19 protein-coding genes and 1 pseudogene are annotated in these 17,545 nt (G+C 47.9%); all 20 read left to right on the top strand.

Annotation, left to right across the window (positions count from 1 at the left end; genetic code table 11):
* A partial coding sequence (locus L696_RS28575) for a DUF436 family protein (RefSeq protein ID WP_155985377.1) occupies nt 1-190 on the top strand: 190 nt, incomplete at its 5' end.
* A gap of 129 nt (nt 191-319) precedes the next feature.
* Nucleotides 320-1,570 (top strand): serine hydroxymethyltransferase, encoded by a 1,251-nt coding sequence (locus L696_RS0111685; RefSeq protein WP_025683785.1) that lies wholly within the window; start codon nt 320-322, stop codon nt 1,568-1,570.
* A gap of 164 nt (nt 1,571-1,734) precedes the next feature.
* Nucleotides 1,735-2,616: a carbohydrate ABC transporter permease gene (locus L696_RS0111680; RefSeq protein WP_025683784.1), complete on the top strand. Its 882-nt coding sequence runs from the start codon at nt 1,735-1,737 to the stop codon at nt 2,614-2,616.
* Nucleotides 2,616-3,452 (top strand): carbohydrate ABC transporter permease, encoded by an 837-nt coding sequence (locus L696_RS0111675; RefSeq protein WP_025683783.1) that lies wholly within the window; start codon nt 2,616-2,618, stop codon nt 3,450-3,452. Before L696_RS0111680 ends, L696_RS0111675 begins: the two co-directional genes overlap by 1 nt.
* 15 nt (nt 3,453-3,467) lie before the next feature.
* On the top strand, nt 3,468-4,733 hold the full coding sequence (locus L696_RS0111670; protein ID WP_025683782.1) for an ABC transporter substrate-binding protein: 1,266 nt from the start codon (nt 3,468-3,470) through the stop codon (nt 4,731-4,733).
* Nucleotides 4,734-5,088: 355 nt separating this feature from the next.
* A complete protein-coding gene (gene upp / locus L696_RS0111665; protein WP_013312332.1) occupies nt 5,089-5,718 on the top strand; it encodes a uracil phosphoribosyltransferase in 630 nt (209 codons plus the stop codon).
* 109 nt (nt 5,719-5,827) lie between these two features.
* Nucleotides 5,828-6,997, top strand: coding sequence for a non-hydrolyzing UDP-N-acetylglucosamine 2-epimerase (gene wecB, locus L696_RS0111660; protein ID WP_025683781.1), 1,170 nt, complete (start codon nt 5,828-5,830; stop codon nt 6,995-6,997).
* Between the two features lie 171 nt (nt 6,998-7,168).
* On the top strand, nt 7,169-7,423 hold the full coding sequence (locus tag L696_RS0111655) for an AtpZ/AtpI family protein (protein WP_025683780.1): 255 nt from the start codon (nt 7,169-7,171) through the stop codon (nt 7,421-7,423).
* Complete coding sequence (locus L696_RS0111650; RefSeq protein ID WP_025683779.1) at nt 7,416-7,796, top strand: ATP synthase subunit I; 381 nt, start codon at nt 7,416-7,418, stop codon at nt 7,794-7,796. The genes L696_RS0111655 and L696_RS0111650 overlap by 8 nt, the downstream gene beginning before the upstream one ends.
* A gap of 29 nt (nt 7,797-7,825) precedes the next feature.
* A complete protein-coding gene (atpB, locus tag L696_RS0111645; RefSeq protein ID WP_025683778.1) occupies nt 7,826-8,650 on the top strand; it encodes a F0F1 ATP synthase subunit A in 825 nt (274 codons plus the stop codon).
* A gap of 105 nt (nt 8,651-8,755) precedes the next feature.
* Complete coding sequence (gene atpE, locus L696_RS0111640; RefSeq protein WP_025683777.1) at nt 8,756-8,980, top strand: F0F1 ATP synthase subunit C; 225 nt, start codon at nt 8,756-8,758, stop codon at nt 8,978-8,980.
* A gap of 112 nt (nt 8,981-9,092) precedes the next feature.
* Entirely contained in the window at nt 9,093-9,581 is a 489-nt protein-coding gene (atpF, locus tag L696_RS0111635; protein ID WP_025683776.1) for a F0F1 ATP synthase subunit B, read from the top strand.
* Nucleotides 9,578-10,123 (top strand): F0F1 ATP synthase subunit delta, encoded by a 546-nt coding sequence (locus L696_RS0111630; protein WP_025683775.1) that lies wholly within the window; start codon nt 9,578-9,580, stop codon nt 10,121-10,123. Before atpF ends, L696_RS0111630 begins: the two co-directional genes overlap by 4 nt.
* Nucleotides 10,124-10,142: 19 nt before the next feature.
* The gene (atpA, locus tag L696_RS0111625; RefSeq protein WP_025683774.1) at nt 10,143-11,657 is read left to right on the top strand and encodes a F0F1 ATP synthase subunit alpha; all 1,515 of its coding nucleotides are present in this window, start codon (nt 10,143-10,145) and stop codon (nt 11,655-11,657) included.
* Nucleotides 11,658-11,902: 245 nt separating this feature from the next.
* Entirely contained in the window at nt 11,903-12,772 is an 870-nt protein-coding gene (gene atpG / locus L696_RS0111615) for an ATP synthase F1 subunit gamma (protein WP_025683773.1), read from the top strand.
* 122 nt (nt 12,773-12,894) lie between these two features.
* On the top strand, nt 12,895-14,295 hold the full coding sequence (gene atpD / locus L696_RS0111610; RefSeq protein WP_025683772.1) for a F0F1 ATP synthase subunit beta: 1,401 nt from the start codon (nt 12,895-12,897) through the stop codon (nt 14,293-14,295).
* 70 nt (nt 14,296-14,365) lie between these two features.
* The gene (locus tag L696_RS0111605) at nt 14,366-14,779 is read left to right on the top strand and encodes a F0F1 ATP synthase subunit epsilon (protein ID WP_025683771.1); all 414 of its coding nucleotides are present in this window, start codon (nt 14,366-14,368) and stop codon (nt 14,777-14,779) included.
* A 350-nt stretch (nt 14,780-15,129) separates the two neighbouring features.
* Nucleotides 15,130-15,381 (top strand): DUF1146 family protein, encoded by a 252-nt coding sequence (locus L696_RS0111600; RefSeq protein WP_025683770.1) that lies wholly within the window; start codon nt 15,130-15,132, stop codon nt 15,379-15,381.
* 323 nt (nt 15,382-15,704) lie between these two features.
* Nucleotides 15,705-17,054 (top strand): UDP-N-acetylglucosamine 1-carboxyvinyltransferase, encoded by a 1,350-nt coding sequence (gene murA, locus L696_RS0111595; RefSeq protein ID WP_025683769.1) that lies wholly within the window; start codon nt 15,705-15,707, stop codon nt 17,052-17,054.
* A gap of 235 nt (nt 17,055-17,289) precedes the next feature.
* Nucleotides 17,290-17,545: pseudogene (locus tag L696_RS28570) on the top strand (stage II sporulation protein D); the annotation flags it as partial.

Genomic DNA, 17,545 nt, shown 5'->3' with positions numbered 1-17,545 from the left:
GCATGCGGGGGTAGACATTGGTGAGACGCTGATCGGTATGCATTTGCGGCCGATTGCCGTTCCGTTTCGTCCAGGCCTTCGCTGGATTGGCGAAGCGCGTGTGACGGCGGCGTTCACTCGTCCTCCACTCATTGGCGGACAACGAGCGGTGTATAGTCTGGAGCAAGAAGGCGGCGGAAGCTGCGACTAGCATTTGTATTTTGGCTTGGACTGCATGTTTGTACTGATCTTTTTTGCATTGATGATGAGGTACCCAACAGAGGAGCAGGCGCTTGCCCTGTATACCTGACAATTGACCATGGAGAGGGAGTAATCAATCATGATGGAACATCTGCGTAAAAGTGACCCGGCAGTGCTGAAAGCAATGGGACTTGAACTGAAACGACAACGCCACAATATCGAGCTGATCGCATCCGAAAATATCGTCAGCGAAGCGGTAATGGAAGCAATGGGCTCTGTACTGACAAATAAATATGCTGAAGGTTATCCAGGCAAACGCTACTACGGTGGCTGTGAGCATGTAGATATCGTCGAGGACATTGCACGCGACCGTGCCAAAGAACTGTTCGGTGCAGAGCATGCTAACGTACAGGCTCACTCTGGAGCGCAAGCGAACATGGCGGTATATCTGGCAGCTCTTAAACCTGGAGATACCGTACTGGGTATGAATCTAGCGCACGGTGGCCATCTGACACACGGAAGTCCGGTTAACGCCTCCGGCTTGCTGTATAACTTTGCCGCTTATGGCGTACGCGAAGACAACTTCCGCATCGACTATGATGAAGTACGCAAGGCAGCCTTCAAGCATCGCCCCCGTCTGATTGTAGCCGGAGCGAGCGCGTATCCGCGCACCATTGATTTTGAAGCCTTCGCTTCCATTGCCAACGATGTGGGTGCTCTGTTCATGGTCGATATGGCACATATCGCGGGTCTTGTGGCAGCGGGTATTCACCCAAGCCCGGTTCCACATGCTCAATTTGTTACAACAACGACACACAAAACGTTGCGTGGTCCGCGTGGCGGTCTGATTCTGACTCGCAAAGCGTGGGCACAAGCAATTGATAAAGCGATTTTCCCAGGTACTCAAGGGGGTCCGTTGATGCATGTGATCGCATCCAAAGCCGTTGCCTTGGGTGAAGCGCTCCAGCCTTCCTTCAAAACCTATGCGCAAAACGTAGTTCGCAACGCCCAGGTGCTGGCTGAGACATTGCTGGCTGAAGGCATTAACATTGTATCCGGCGGTACGGATAATCACCTGATGCTGCTGGACACGCGTAACTTAAACATCACTGGAAAAGAAGCGGAGCATGTGCTGGATTCCGTAGGCATCACGGTGAACAAAAATGCAATTCCTTTCGACCCGACCAGTCCATTTGTTACCAGCGGAATCCGCATTGGTACACCTGCTGCAACATCCCGTGGTATGGATGAAGAGGCTATGGTCAAAATCGGTAAAATCATTGCTGAAACTCTCAAAAATCCGAAGGATGATACGGTATTGTCTAAAGCCAGTCAAGCTGTTGGCGAACTGACAGACAAATTCCCGATCTACCCAGGTACTCAATACTAATCTATTTACTTGTTTGATAAGGCTGTTTTTCTTCCGTAAGTCGGAGGAGAAACAGTCTTTTTTTGATTTCTAACGACTCGAAACTTACATTTTTGGGTAATAAGCGATTACGGTAAGGATTTGTTGCGCTTTCCTTCATGATCTACAACAAAGGAGTGATTGCATTGAGTCAAAGAAAATCCGCGCAGTTATTACAGCAGCTCATATTTGTAGGACCGTTGGCGTTGTTTTTCGTCTTGATTATGGTCATTCCATTCCTGCTGGGTCTGTATTATTCCATGACGAACTGGGATGGAGTATCTGAAAATGTTCAGTGGCTCGGGTTAGGGAATTACGTACACATTTTCAGGGATGATCCAGACTTCCGTAATGCGTTCTGGTTCACGGTCCGTTTTACCGTATGTGGTGTGATTCTGACCAACCTGATCGGCTTTTTTCTGGCGTATGCTCTTACAAAGCCGTTGCGTACCCGTAATGCGCTGCGTACTGTATTTTTTATGCCTAATATGATCGGCGGTTTGCTGCTGGGCTTCATCTGGCAGTTTATCTTTGTGCGCGGCTTTTCTGCGGTGGGAGAGGCTACAGGACTGTCCTTCTTCAATCTGCCGTGGCTTGGTGACGGACCAACCGCTTTCTGGGGAACCGTCATTGTATTTGTATGGCAATATGCTGGCTATCTCATGGTTATTTACATATCCTCGTTAAATAATGTCCCTCATGCTCTTATAGAATCTGCCCAGATCGACGGTGCGAGTCGCAGACAGATTTTGCGTCATGTGGTGGTGCCGTTGATTATGCCAGCCGTAACCGTCTGCCTGTTTCTGGCGATATCCTGGTCCTTTAAGGTATTTGAGTTGAATTTGGCGCTGACCAAGGGTGGACCCTTCAAGTCGACGGAGTCTGTTGCGTTGGACATATATAATGAAGCGTTTACAAATAACCGCCTTGGATTGGGTACAGCCAAAGCCATTATTTTCTTTGTCATCGTTGCGATCATTACCAGCATTCAGGTGCGTCTGACGAAGAAAAAGGAGGTCGAAATGTAATGGGAAAAATATCAAACTACCGTTTGGGCATATGGGTTGCTGAAATCCTACTCATTGTGATCGGGTTGATCTTTCTGGTTCCGTTCTATTTTTTGCTCGTCAATTCCGTTAAATCCTTTGGCGACATTTTGGCTCATTCCGCCTCGTGGCCGATGACCTTCCATTTTGAGAACTACGCGAATGCCTGGAATAAAATAAATTTTCCTACAGCACTGGGGAATTCGTTGATCGTCACAATTGTCAGCAATGCACTTCTGCTGCTAATCAGCTCGATGGCTGCTTACCAGATGGTTCGGCATGATACACGTTTTAATCGCTTCCTGTTCGGTCTGCTCGTGGCTGCCATGGTGGTTCCCTTCCAATCCATCATGCTGCCTCTCATGGAGGTGTCCAACGTACTCAGCTTGAACAATAGCATATCGGGCCTGATATTGTGCTATTTGGGCTTTGGCGCGCCTTTATCCGTCTTTTTATTCCATGGCTTTATTAAATCGGTGCCTATTGAGGTCGAGCAGGCCGCAAGGGTGGACGGTTCCTCACGGTACGGTGTGTTCTTTCGCATCGTTTGTCCGCTGCTGCTACCCATGTTTGTAACCGTGCTTATTTTAAATACTTTATGGATCTGGAATGACTATCTGCTGCCTTCGCTTATTTTGAATGATCCTGAGCTACGCACGATTCCCATTGCCACTTATATGTTGTTCGGCCAGTATACCAAGCAATGGGATTTGGCACTGCCAGCGCTGGTGTTAGGGATTACGCCCATTGTTGTGTTTTTTCTGGTGATGCAAAAATACATCGTTTCCGGCATTGCAGCCGGTGCGGTCAAAGGCTGACGGGAGGGATAATCCATGAACAAAACAGTGCTGCTTGTCCTTTCTCTGATCGTGCTGCTCGCGTGTACGCTTTCGGGTTGTGGAAATACGCAGGCCCAACAGGGCGGGACGAAGACAATACACATCTATCAGTTCAAGGTAGAAATTTCGGAGCCGCTGAACAAGCTGAAGGCAGAATATGAAAAAACACATCCGGGCATCAAGCTGGATATACAGTCTGTCGGAGGCGGAACGGATTACGGAGCTTCGTTGAAGGCCAAATTCGCATCGGGAGATCAGCCGGATATTTTCACGAATGAGGGATACCAGGACCGCGATACGTGGTTTGAGTATTTGGAGGATCTGTCGGATCAGCCATGGGTCAAGGATTTGGATGATTTCGCCCGCAAGCCGATGACCGTTAACGGTAAGATTTACGGGCAGCCTATGAATCTGGAGGGCTTTGGTTTTGTTTATAATAAGGATTTGTTCAAAAAGGCGGGCATAACCAAGCTTCCTCAGACGATAAATGAGCTGGAAGAAGCGGCTAAACGCCTGAAGGCTGCGGGGATTATACCGTTTGCTAACGGGTATGCGGAATGGTGGGTGCTGGGGAACCATTTTATTAATATCCCGTTTGCCAGACAGCCGAACCCTGAGACATATGTGGAGAATTTAAACAAGGGAATGGCCCGCATCCCCGGTAACCCTGTGTTTGATCAGTGGGTGAAGCTGCTTGACTTGACCGTGAAATACGGTAACCGTAACCCGCTTACGACGGATTACAATACACAGGTGACGTTGTTTGCGACAGGCAAGGCTGCGATGATGCACCAAGGGAACTGGACTCAGCCGCAAATGGATGGAATTAACCCGGATCTGAATCTGGGCATCCTGCCCACGCCCATTGATAATGATTCGTCCGAAGGGGGCAGACTCGCTGTGGGTGTGGCATCCAATTGGGTAGTGAATAAAAATTCGCCTGTGAAGCAGGAAGCAAAGGATTTTCTCAACTGGCTGGTCACTTCGGAAACGGGCAAGCATTACATCACCAAGGAGTTCAAATTCGTACCCGCCTTTAGAAGCATCCCCTCCAGTGACGAGATGACAGGTGATCTGGGTGCCGAGATATCCAGGCATGTGAAGGAAGGCAAGATATGGAGCTGGAACTTTCAACGCTTCCCTAAGGGGCTGAATCAGGATCTCAGCAGCAGCATACAGGCCTATATTGCAGGGGTTATTACGAAGGAGGAAATGCTCCGGCAATTTCAGGGGGCATGGGACAATTTGAAGTTTAGATAAAAGATTGAGCTGTATCAGGACACAACGCCTGTAGCTTGGGTGGGTAGTCCGAAGTTCAAAGGCTTTGACGGTCAAGTGCCGTCAGAGCCTTTTTTATGCACTTTTTGTATGACAAAAGTCACCCCTGAAGTGGGCGAAGTATGCTTTTTACCTGTCATATCTTCCTCTTGACAAAAGGTTGCGGTGGCAGGTGTTAAATCAATCAAGGGAATGTTATAATAAACAGGATTTACAGGCACGCATTGCATCTGTGCTTATTTGGTTTGTACAAATAGGTTACATAGATCCTTTCCATACAGGATGTTCGATATTCTGGTGCGAAAGAACGTGACGATAATACCGGAGGGAATATATCATGGCAAAACTGGTGGTTTGTGATCACCCTTTGATCCAACACAAACTTACATTTATCCGCGATGTGCGGACCAACACCAAGGATTTCCGCGAGCTGGTGGATGAAGTAGCAACATTGATGGCTTATGAAATTACGCGGGATATCCCGCTGGAAAGCATTACGGTGCAGACACCAGTTGCTGAGACGGAAGGTAAAGTGATTTCCGGTCGTATGCTGGGCCTCATTCCAATCTTGCGTGCAGGCCTGGGTATGCTGGATGGCGTCGTTAAACTGCTGCCGGCAGCAAAGGTAGGGCATGTGGGACTGTTCCGTGATCCCGAGACATTGCAGCCTGTGGAATACTATACGAAGCTGCCTACCGATGTAACTGAGCGTGAATTGATCGTGATTGATCCGATGCTGGCAACAGGCGGCTCGGCGATCGCGGCTATTGATGTGTTGAAAAAGAGAGGCTGCACCCAAATTAAAATGATGAATTTGATTGCCGCTCCCGAGGGAGTCAAGGCTGTTCAGGATGCGCATCCTGATGTAGACATTTATGTTGCTGCACTGGACGAGCGTCTGGATGATCACGGCTACATTATTCCTGGTCTTGGTGACGCGGGAGACCGTTTGTACGGAACCAAGTAAATGGCCTCTGGTCATTCGGCATAATATATGGGCGTTACGGACAAGTCGTTTTTCATAGGAGAACGATCTTGGAGTCGGGCGTTTATTTTGAAAAGGGGTTCAACAGAAAATGTCCAAAATCAAAGTGATGACTATTTTTGGCGTGCGTCCGGAAGCGATTAAGATGGCTCCTCTTATTTTGGAGCTTCAACGTCACCCCGAGCATATCGAGTCTGTAGTATGCGTAACGGCTCAACATCGCCAAATGCTCGATCAGGTTCTGGAAGTATTTAATATTCACCCTGACTATGATCTGGATGTGATGAAAGATCGTCAGACGCTTAATGAAATTTCGATCCGTGTGCTTCAAGGTTTAGAGCCTGTATTACGTGAGGCAAAGCCGGATATTGTACTCGTTCACGGCGATACGCTGACGACTTTCCTGGCCAGCTATGCGGCCTTTATGCAACAGATCGAAGTAGGGCATGTGGAAGCGGGCTTGCGGACGTGGAACAAGCTTTCTCCGTATCCTGAGGAAATGAATCGTCAACTGACAGGAGTGCTGTCTGATCTTCATTTTTCTCCTACATCTTTATCGGCTGGGAATTTGCGGAAGGAAAATAAACCTGAATCGCGAATATATGTAACAGGGAATACAGTGACTGACGTATTTCAGTACACAGTTCGCCAGGATTACGAGCATCCGGTGCTGGAATGGGCTAAAGGCAAGCGTCTGATTCTGATGACGGCACACCGTCGGGAGTCCCAGGGGGAACCACATCGGCAAATTTTTAGTGCGGTCAAACGGATCGCGGACGAGTTTGAGGATATTGCTATTGTGTATCCCGTTCATCCAAGTCCGGCTGTGAAGGAGCCTGCATTTGAGATTTTGGGCAATCATCCGCGTATTAAGCTGATTGATCCGCTGGATGTGGTGGATTTACACAATTTTTATCCGCACACTCATCTCATTCTTACCGATTCCGGTGGTCTTCAGGAAGAAGCGCCTTCGTTCGGAGTACCTGTTCTGGTGCTGCGTGATACGACTGAAAGACCGGAAGGAATTGAAGCGGGCACCTTGGAACTGGTGGGTACGAGCGAAGAGAACGTGTACAATCGGACCAAGGCACTTTTGACGGATTCCGCGTTGTACGAGTCTATGAGCCAGGCAGCGAATCCTTACGGCGATGGACAGGCATCAGTAAGAATTGTCAATGCGATTTTGCACCATTATGGTGTTCAATCCGAACGTCCTGAAGAATTTCACACAATGTTCACAAAAGGTGTTCGTCCGATATAATTATTCTTTACAAGGCAAGCATACAGTTAAACTGTACGGTTACCAAGGGATACGGCATTTTAAGATGCTTTGTCGACTGATTTTATACTTTAGGGCGCTAAAATATCTCAATTGACAAAGCATCTTATATTTAAGTAAAATGGACTGGAATTGCAGGGGTGACATGGAAAAGTGGTCAAACCTTCCAAGCAAAACAACAACCGAAATAACACCGGAAATGCCTTCAAGGCAATTGGACTGGTGAGCGCTATCGGCATTGATTTGGCGGTATGCACACTGGGTGGTTTTTATGCCGGAAAGTGGCTTGACGCCAAACTTGGTGGCTCCGGAATTTGGATTGGCGTAAGCGTTCTCGCAGGCTTGGTTGTAGGCGCATTGAGTATTGCCCTTGTGATCGGAAAGGTATTGAGGGATAACCATGAGTGAGATGACCCGAATGCAAAAAATGTTATGGATCGTAGCGCTTTGTATTATGGCTCTGTGTTTCCTGGTCTCCGCCTTCATGCCCCAACATCGTGACATTGCTCACGGAATCATTCTGGGAACGGGAGTAAGCTGTCTTAATGTGCTGTATATGGCCTACAAAATTCGACAGGTTGCGAGTGCGGCCGCCGGTGAAGGCAAGAAGAAAAGGGTGGGTATCGGCTTTGGCGTTCGATTAGGGACCTCTATTTTGGCAGTAGTGCTGGCGCTAGAATTCCCGGCCTATTTCCATGAGATCGCTGTAATGGCAAGCCTGGTGACTGGACAATTTCTTCTTTTAATTATAGGCATCATATTCGCGCTACGGGAAAAATGATGGCTCAACTGAGAAAGGGGTGAGAAAACATGTTGCATGAATCACCGATTATCGAATTGGGCGGGTTTAACATTGACTTGTCCGTCATTATTATGCTTTTTGTAACTTGCGCGATTGTATTTGGACTGGCTTTTGCTGCAACACGCAATTTGTCTGTAGACAATCCAAGCAAGCTGCAAAACTTTATGGAATGGGTCGTAGAATTCGTTCAAGGACTGATTACCAGCACGATGGATTTGAAAAAAGGGAAGCCATTCCTCTCCTTGGGGATGACGCTGATCATGTTCATCTTCGTCGGAAATATGCTGGGCTTACCGTTCGGGATTGTGACCGAATTCGATAATGCGCAGAGTGCCCAAGTATTTGGACATGAAATCATTCCAGTCAAGGAAGCATTAGAACAAGCACAGGCGTCTCACCCGGGCGAAGCTGCCCATGTAGGCATCAGCTGGTGGAAATCACCTACTGCAGATGCAGGGGTATCCATTGGACTGGCTTTGATGATCTTTGTCCTGGTTCATTTCCTGGGAATCTTCCGTAACACCAAAGCATACTTCAAGCATTACATTCAGCCATTCCCTTTCTTTTTGCCAATTAACCTGATTGAGCAGTTCTCAAAACTTTTGACACATGGTATGCGTCTATTCGGTAATATTTTTGCCGGCGAGGTTTTGATTAGTGTGCTGCTGAAATTGACGGCAATTGGCTTTGGAGGCTGGATTGCTTCCGTATTGGGACTCGTTGTCTGGCAAGGATTTAGTATCTTTGTTGGCAGTATTCAGGCGTTCGTCTTTACCATTTTGACGTTTGTGTATATTTCACAGGCAATCGATACACATGAAGAAGAGCATTAGGTAATTTTCAGTTTCCGGTTTTTAGTTAAGTTCAGGAGTGCGCTTCTCTCTTAACTGCAAATACATGTACAACACAAATACACATCTCTAAGGAGGATTTTTAAAATGGGAGCTTGGGCATTAATAGCAGCAGCTATCGCAGTAGGTTTGGGTGCGCTTGGCGCAGGTATTGGTAACGGTCTGATCGTAAGTAAAACAGTTGAAGGTATCGCTCGTCAGCCTGAGGCTAAATCAACTTTGCAAACGGTAATGTTTATCGGTGTAGGTCTGGTTGAAGCCCTGCCTATTATCGGTGTCGTCCTGGCATTCATTTTCTACGCTAAGGCATAATTATTTGAAACTTGCAAGGTTTGGCGGGGAAGGCACAGCCATCCGCGCCTTCTTTGTTGCTTGGCTTAAGAGATAACTAGGACTGACGTTCACCGGAAAGGAGTGACTTCAATTGAGTTTAAATTGGACAAGTATCGTTTTTACTATAATTGCATTTTTGATCTTGTACTGGTTACTGACGCGTTATGCATTCGGCCCTCTCTTTTCCGTTATGGAGAAGCGGCGTGAGCTTGTTTTGAAGCAAATGAATGAAGCGGCACAGACGCGTGAACAGGCTGCTGCTTATGTCGAGGAGCAAAAGCAGGCTCTCCAGCAGGCACGTAAGGAAGCGTACGACATTATTGAGCAGTCAAAACAAACAGGTAGCAAGCAAGCGGAGCAAATTATCGTTCAGGCCAAGGACGAAGCTGTCCGCCTGAAAGACGAAGCTGTTCGTGAGATCACAAGCGAGCGCAATAAGGCAGTTGCCGAGCTGCGCAGCGAAGTGGGCCGGGCTTCGGTACAAATCGCTTCCAAGCTGATTCAAAAAGAAATCAAGGAAGACCAAGTCCAGGGAGAGCTTGTTGACCAGTACCTTAAAGAGGTAGGAGGCAAAGCATGAGCCGGGATACGGTAGTTGCCAAACGGTATGCAAAAGCTTTGTTTGAAGTGGCGGAGCAAGAGCAAACCATTATGGAGACCGAGCAAGAGCTTCGTGCTTTTGTAGAAGCTGTCTCCGGGGATGCTGAAATCCGTAAGTTCATCAACTCTCCTAACATTACGGAAGCGGTCAAGCTTCAGGTTCTGGCTAATAGTTTTGAGGGCAAGCTGTCTGCCCCGGTGATCAACACGATTAAGCTGTTGATCCAGCGCAGCAGAGCGGATTTGTTCGAATCTCTTCTCGCTGGATACCTCGATATTCAGGAGTACAAGCTGGGACTTGCCCATGCAAAGGTGTACTCCACTTATGCGCTCAGTGAGCAGGAAAAAACAGCGGTAGCCAAGCAATTCGGAGCCCGTGAACATAAAACAATCCGTGTGGAAAACATAGTAGACCCGAGTCTGCTGGGCGGATTGAAGGTGGTTATCGGCGATACACTGTACGACGGTAGTCTGGCCGGCAAGCTGGATCGTCTTGAGAAATCCTTTAACAGACGAGTATAGAAGATAGGGGTGAACACACTTGAGTATCAAACCTGAAGAAATCAGTTCATTGATTAAAAGTCAGATTGAACAATATAAAAATGATATTGAGGTTGTTGAAGTCGGCACTGTTGTTGAAGTCGGCGACGGTATTGCCCGCGTCTACGGACTGGAAAAAGTCATGTCCGGTGAATTGGTTGAATTCGAAAACGGCGTTTTGGGCTTGGCGCTCAACGTGGAAGAAAGCAATGTCGGTGTGGTTATTCTCGGTCAATTCTCCGATATCCGTGAAGGCGGCCAAGTGAAACGTACAGGTCAAATCATGCAGGTTCCTGTAGGGGAAGCATTGATCGGACGTGTCGTAAATCCGCTGGGACAACCAGTAGACGGTAAAGGCCCGATTGCTACGACGGAATTCCGTCCCGTAGAAAGTCAGGCTCCAGGCGTTATGGCCCGTAAATCGGTACATGAGCCTATGCAAACGGGTATCAAAGCCATTGATGCGATGGTTCCGATTGGTCGCGGCCAACGCGAGCTGATCATCGGTGACCGTCAAACAGGTAAAACCTCTATTGCGATTGACGCGATTTTGAATCAAAAAGGCAGCGGCATGAAATGTATTTATGTTGCCATCGGCCAAAAGCAATCTACGGTAGCTCAAGTCGTTGAAACCTTGCGTCGTCATGGTGCTTTGGAATATACGATTGTCGTTACAGCGGCAGCTTCCGACCCATCACCATTGCTCTATATCGCACCTTACTCTGGCTGCGCTATGGGTGAGTACTTTATGTACAAAGGCGAGCACGTGTTGGTTGTATACGATGACTTGACCAAACAAGCGTCAGCTTACCGGGAACTTTCCCTGTTGCTGCGTCGTCCACCGGGCCGTGAGGCATACCCAGGTGACGTTTTCTATCTGCATTCCCGCTTGCTGGAACGTGCAGCGAAGCTGAATGACGAGTTAGGCGGCGGATCGCTAACTGCGTTGCCATTCATCGAAACACAGGCTTCCGACGTATCTGCCTATATTCCAACGAACGTTATTTCCATCACAGACGGACAAATCTTCCTCGAAGCTGACTTGTTCTATGCAGGACAACGTCCGGCCATTAACGTAGGTATTTCTGTATCGCGTGTAGGTGGTTCGGCTCAGATCAAAGCGATGAAAAAGGTTGCAGGTTCCCTGCGTCTGGATCTCGCCCAATATCGTGAGCTTCAAGCGTTCTCCCAATTCGGTTCCGATTTGGACAAGTCCACCAAAGCCCGTCTGGATCGCGGTGCGCGTATGATGGAGATTTTGAAACAGGGTGTTAACCAGCCGCTGGCTGTAGAGCAACAGGTTGTGAGCTTGTACACTGCGGTAAAAGGCTTCCTGGATGATATTCCTGTAGCGGATGTAAAACGTTTTGAGAAAGACTTCCTTTCTTATATGGAGTCTGATCATCAAGATATTCTTCAATCTATTCGTGATACAAAAGACTTGGTACCTGATAACGATGCGGCTCTCAAAGCAGCTATCGAGAAATTCAAAAAATCATTTGCCACGTCGGTTTAAACCATTGGAATTTGCCAGTTTATGACGAGAAGTGTCCTAAGGAAGCGTGCCCTCCGGGCTGTGGCTTCCTTGGCATGTTTTATCCTCAATAACAGGCCCTTTATGATTAGTCCGGCTGGACTGTCCTTCATCATGGACAGCCGGATATCCAGAACCGGTTTACGAAGTTAGCTTTGACTTTGTCAAAGCTAGTGAATGCTTACGAAGTAGCTTTGGCTTTGCCAAAGCTTGAAGGTGGTGAAATCATGGCAAAAGGTATGCGCGAGATTAAACGTCAGATCAAAAGTGTGCAGAGTACGAAGCAGATTACGAAAGCGATGGAGATGGTAGCTGCATCCAAGCTTAGAAAAGCTCAGGAGAAGGCTGAGGCGGCTCGTCCTTATTCGGAAAAGCTTAGGGAAGTTGTGACCAGTATTGCTGCGGGATCAAACAACGTTAAGCACCCGATGCTGGAATCGCGTCCGGTCAAAAAGACGGCATATCTCATCATTACATCTGATCGTGGTCTGGCTGGTGGTTATAATGCCAACATTTTGCGGCAGGTTACACAGACAATTGCGGAACGTCACCGTTCACAGGATGAATTTACAATTTTCATTATTGGACGAAAAGGACGGGACTATTTCAGACGCCGCGAGTTTCCTATTGCCGAGTCGGTAACAGATCTGTCGGATACACCTGCTTTTGCAGATATCAAGACGATTGCCAACAAAGCTGTGCAGGGTTTTGAGCTCAAAGAATTTGATGAGCTGTATCTATGCTATAACCGCTTTGTTAATGCATTGACTCAGATTCCAACCGTTGACCGTCTGTTGCCTATGGCGACGCCGGATTCCGCTGCTGCTGCTGCATCCTCGATTAACTATGAGTATGAGCCGTCACCGGAAGGAGTGCTGGAAGTGCTGTTGCCGCGATACGCGGAAACACTCATCTATGGTGCTTTGCTGAACGGTAAGGCGAGTGAACTGGGAGCAAAAATGACAGCAATGGGTTCTGCCACTAAAAATGCTACGAAGCTGATTGGTGAGCTGTCGCTGACCTATAACCGTGCTCGTCAAGCGGCTATTACCCAGGAAATTACGGAAATCGTGGCAGGGGCAAGTGCCCAGTCTTAATGGGCTTTTTTTGCGGACTGCTGTATAGCTGGTCCTATACTAATATGATAATTTGCGGGCGCAAAACAAATCGTGTAGTTCGGATTTGCGGCTGTGCAAGCTTGTAGGAGGGAAACCAAAAGATGAACAAAGGACGCGTAGTGAGCATCATGGGTCCGGTTGTCGACGTTGAGTTTGAACGCGGACAGCTTCCGGAAATTCTGAATGCCATTCATATTGGGACTGTGCTGGAGAACGGAGTCAAAGTTGACCTGACGCTCGAAGCATCGAAACACCTTGGTGACAACCGTGTGCGTTGTATTGCCATGTCTTCCACAGATGGTCTGGTTCGTGGAGTTGAAGCAATCGATCAGGGAGCACCTATTTCGGTACCTGTCGGTGAAGCAACTCTAGGACGCGTATTTAACGTACTTGGAACGCCAATTGATAATGGTACTGATTTGAGTGAAACAGCTAGAAATCCGATTCACCGTCAGGCTCCTGCCTTCGATGAATTGACAACTCAAGCAGAAATGCTCGAAACCGGCATTAAAGTTATCGACCTGCTGGCTCCTTATGCCAAGGGTGGTAAAGTCGGACTGTTTGGCGGTGCGGGTGTAGGTAAAACGGTAACGATTCAGGAATTGATTAACAATATCGCTCAGGAACATGGTGGTATTTCTGTATTTGCGGGTGTTGGTGAACGCACACGTGAAGGAAATGACTTGTACCATGAAATGAGAGATTCCGGCGTTATCAACAAAACAGCGATGGTGTTCGGACAAATGAACGAGCCTCCAGGCGCACGCTTGCGTGTTGCCCTTACGGGTCTGACGATGGCGGAGTATTTCCGTGATCAGGAAGGCCGTGACGTGTTGCTCTTTATTGATAACATCTTCCGCTTTACCCAAGCCGGTTCCGAGGTTTCCGCCCTCTTGGGACGTATGCCTTCGGCAGTAGGTTACCAGCCTACGCTGGCAACTGAGATGGGTCAATTGCAAGAACGGATTACTTCTACTAAAAAAGGTTCTGTTACTTCCATTCAGGCGATCTATGTACCTGCGGATGACTACACTGACCCGGCTCCTGCTACAACGTTTGCCCATTTGGATGCAACGACAAACCTGGAGCGTAAAATTTCCGAAATGGGTATCTACCCAGCGGTTGATCCACTCGCGTCGAGTTCCCGGATTTTGTCTCCGGAAGTTGTGGGCGAAGAGCATTACAATGTAGCCCAAGGTGTAAAACAAATTTTGGCCCGTTATAACGAACTTCAGGATATCATTGCCATCCTGGGTATGGACGAGCTGAGTGAAGAAGATAAAATGCTGGTAGCCCGTGCGCGCAAAATCCAGCGTTTCTTGTCCCAACCTTTCCATGTTGCCGAAGCGTTCAACGGCTTCCCAGGTAAATATGTGCCGGTTAAAGAAACTGTACGAAGCTTCAAAGAAATTCTGGAAGGCAAGTATGATCATCTTCCAGAAGCGGCTTTCCTTTTTGTAGGAGCCATCGAAGAAGCAGTAGAAAAAGCCAAAACGCTGTAAGCATATAGGCGAAGAGTAGCCGAGCCTTACGAAGTGAGCTGTCTGCGGGCAGCTTTCAGGAGGGATTCAAGTGAGCACGTATTTGTTGGAGATTGTGACGCCGGAGCGCCTGGTCTTTGCAGAACAGGTAAACAGCATCAGTGTTCGCGGCTCGGAAGGAGATCTCGGGATTTTACCCGGACACCTTCCCTTGGTCACTCCCTTGAAGATTGCGCCGGTACGTATTAAAACTGGCGGTCAGACAGAAGTGATTGCAGTCAATGGGGGCTTTGTTGAAGTCCGCAAGGATAAAGTGGTCATTTTGGCTGAAAGTGCGGAGCGTTCCGAGGATATTGATGTGGAGCGTGCCCGTGCGGCAAGGGAGCGGGCAGAGCTGCGGCTCCAGAGCAAGCAGGAGAAAGTAGACCATCATCGGGCGGAGGTAGCCCTGCAACGGGCACTTAACCGTCTGAATGCAACAAGCATCAGAACCAATAAAAATTAATATTGGGTTTTAACTGGATTGTAAAAGGGTTCGGCATGGTATACGGATGGAATGACAGGGAGACCGATTCATAATTTCTGCCAAATGGTGTTCCGGCAGAAGAAGAGGAGGTAGCCTTTTCCTTCCTTCGATCACTGTGATCGAGCTCTTTTTTTAGATATGATTTCCAAAAATACAGTCCTATTTCTTGCTTAATAGCTAGGTACATAGTACCTTTTAAATTCACGAAACAGAAGAAAATGTTCGTATTTTGTCGAAATAATTATCCTGAAAATAGAATTAGCACTGGCATATTAGGCGTTCGCCGAGTATTATAAAGAAGTCTGTGACGCAGGTGGGAGGGATTACGGATGAACGGGAAGCAGCAATTGGCTGAACAGTTAAGTCAATCGGCGAGTATGACCGCGCTGGTCTCCATGATCGTGTCGCTCATTTGTATAGCGTTAGCTTGGTGGGCCTTACAGAGCTTAAAGCTGGATTTGTTCATCAGGCATCCAAAGGGACCACAGGGCAGATTGCTGCACTTGTTTCTTGCCATTATTTTGGGACAACTGGTGTCCGGATTTCTGTTAAGCTATATCTCATGGAGCCAGATGCTTTAGAATGTGTTTTAACATGAAGAGGGCGGGTTATATGACTTTATGGCCGCGTATCTGCGGGAATTGTCGAATAACATCGTGCCATATTGTCAACAATGGTAAACAAATGAACTATATGTGTATAGCTGGCCCGACAGGCTAGAAACACAATAGTCGTCATGTGTAAAAAACGCTTGTATACTTGATTTAATCAGTGTTATGATGGCAGTTAGGGTATTAGTAAATTCTTGTTTTTTTATGTAATGAAAAAGCAAGGCATGAAAATAGCGGAATATGTTCTTTTTTCCATGATGGAAAAGGGAAATGACGCGCGGAGGGAACCATAGATGAGCAAATTTATCGTCCGCGGTGGCAACAGATTGACCGGGAGTGTCAAAGTCAGCGGAGCCAAAAACTCAGTTCTGCCGATCATCGCCGCTTCTCTTTTAGGAGAAGAAGGAGAAAGTGTTATCATTGATGCACCTCCTCTAGATGATGTGATGACCATTAACAAAGTGCTGAAGTCCTTAGGAGCAGGCGTTACATACCAAGACGAGGTCATTCGTGTTGACGCGCGGAAGATAATTTCCTGTGAAGCCCCTTACGAGTGGGTTAGGAAAATGCGCGCATCGTTTTTGGTTATGGGGCCGTTGCTTACACGTATGGGACACACAAGAATTTCGCTTCCGGGCGGATGTGCAATTGGTACGCGACCGATTGATCAGCATTTGAAGGGTTTTGAAGCATTGGGCGCCGAGATTAGTCTGGGCCAGGGATTTATTGAAGCTAAAAGTAACGGACGTCTGCGCGGAGCCAAAGTTTATTTGGATGTAGCCAGCGTAGGTGCGACCGAAAATATTATGATGGCCGCTACTCTAGCGGAGGGCATTACCACCATTGAAAATGCTGCCAAGGAACCTGAGATCGTCGATCTTGCGAATTTCCTGAACGGTATGGGTGCCAAGGTGCGCGGTGCAGGTACAGGCGTTATTCGCATTGAAGGCGTTGAAAAGCTGCACGGTGTGAAGCATACGGTCATTCCCGACCGGGTAGAAGCAGGTACTTACATGGTTGCTGCTGCGATCACAGGCGGGAACGTATATGTAGAGGGCGCGATATCGGACCATTTGGGACCGGTTATCTCCAAGATGGAAGAAATGGGTGTAACCATTCAACCGGATGAAAATGGAATTCGCGTAATTTCGGATAAACCGTTAAAGGCCGTTGATGTTAAAACATTGCCTTATCCTGGTTTTCCTACGGATATGCAGTCTCAGATGATGGCACTTCAACTTGCTGCTGAAGGAACCAGCATTATCACGGAAACCGTATTTGAAAATCGTTTTATGCATGTGGATGAATTTCATCTGATGAATGCGGAGATTAAAGTTGAAGGCCGTTCCGCTATTGTAACCGGCAATGCTAAATTGACAGGTGCAAAAGTGACCTCAACAGATCTGCGTGCAGGTGCTGCCTTGATTCTGACTGGACTGATTGCGGAAGGTACAACGGAGGTTTCCGGCGTACATCACATCGACCGTGGTTATGTTCATCTGGCTGAGAAGCTGACCGGGTTAGGCGCGGATATTTACAGAGTAACGGTTGAAGAGCCCAAGCTGGATGCTTCCAGTGCTGAGCGCGTCATACCAGAACCGGCATCAGGGAATCTGTTTAAGATTCAGCCTTCCCTGGCCTAAGCTTTAGCGTATATAGCCTCATGCGGCTACTACATGTTGTAATATTTACGAACAAGTGAGAAACCAAGTCTATTATGGACTTGGTTTTTTTATGCTTTCAGCCTGTCTTTTTCATTCTTTCAGTTCTCTTAAAAGGGTTCTATCAAAGTGGATGACCTCATATGATTGAAAATATCTGCTGGAGCATATCGTTGCTTCCAGCCGGACTCTAGCCCTTTGATGGAGGTTTCAGCTTATGAAAGATTCACAGGTTCGTATTCGTATACCCATTCATCATGCCAAGGAACATCGCCGGGCTTCACCTGCGGGAGACAGCCACGGCTCTATAGCTGTTGCACAGACAGGGCGTCCTGTGCAACAGCAGACCGTTCCGCAGGGCGCGTCAGCTCCTGATAGAGTGACCTTCACCGCCCGACGTGCGGCGGCGGTCACTCCCGCGCAGCGCCCTATCCCGGCGGCGTCGCTTGCCCCCGGGCCAGCCACGACCTACG

Source organism: Paenibacillus maysiensis, from assembly GCF_000520815.1.
GTDB classification, from domain to species: domain Bacteria; phylum Bacillota; class Bacilli; order Paenibacillales; family Paenibacillaceae; genus Paenibacillus; species Paenibacillus maysiensis.
The sequence above is the reverse complement of the archived record's forward strand: the minus strand, read 5'-3'. Positions and strand labels throughout refer to the sequence as shown.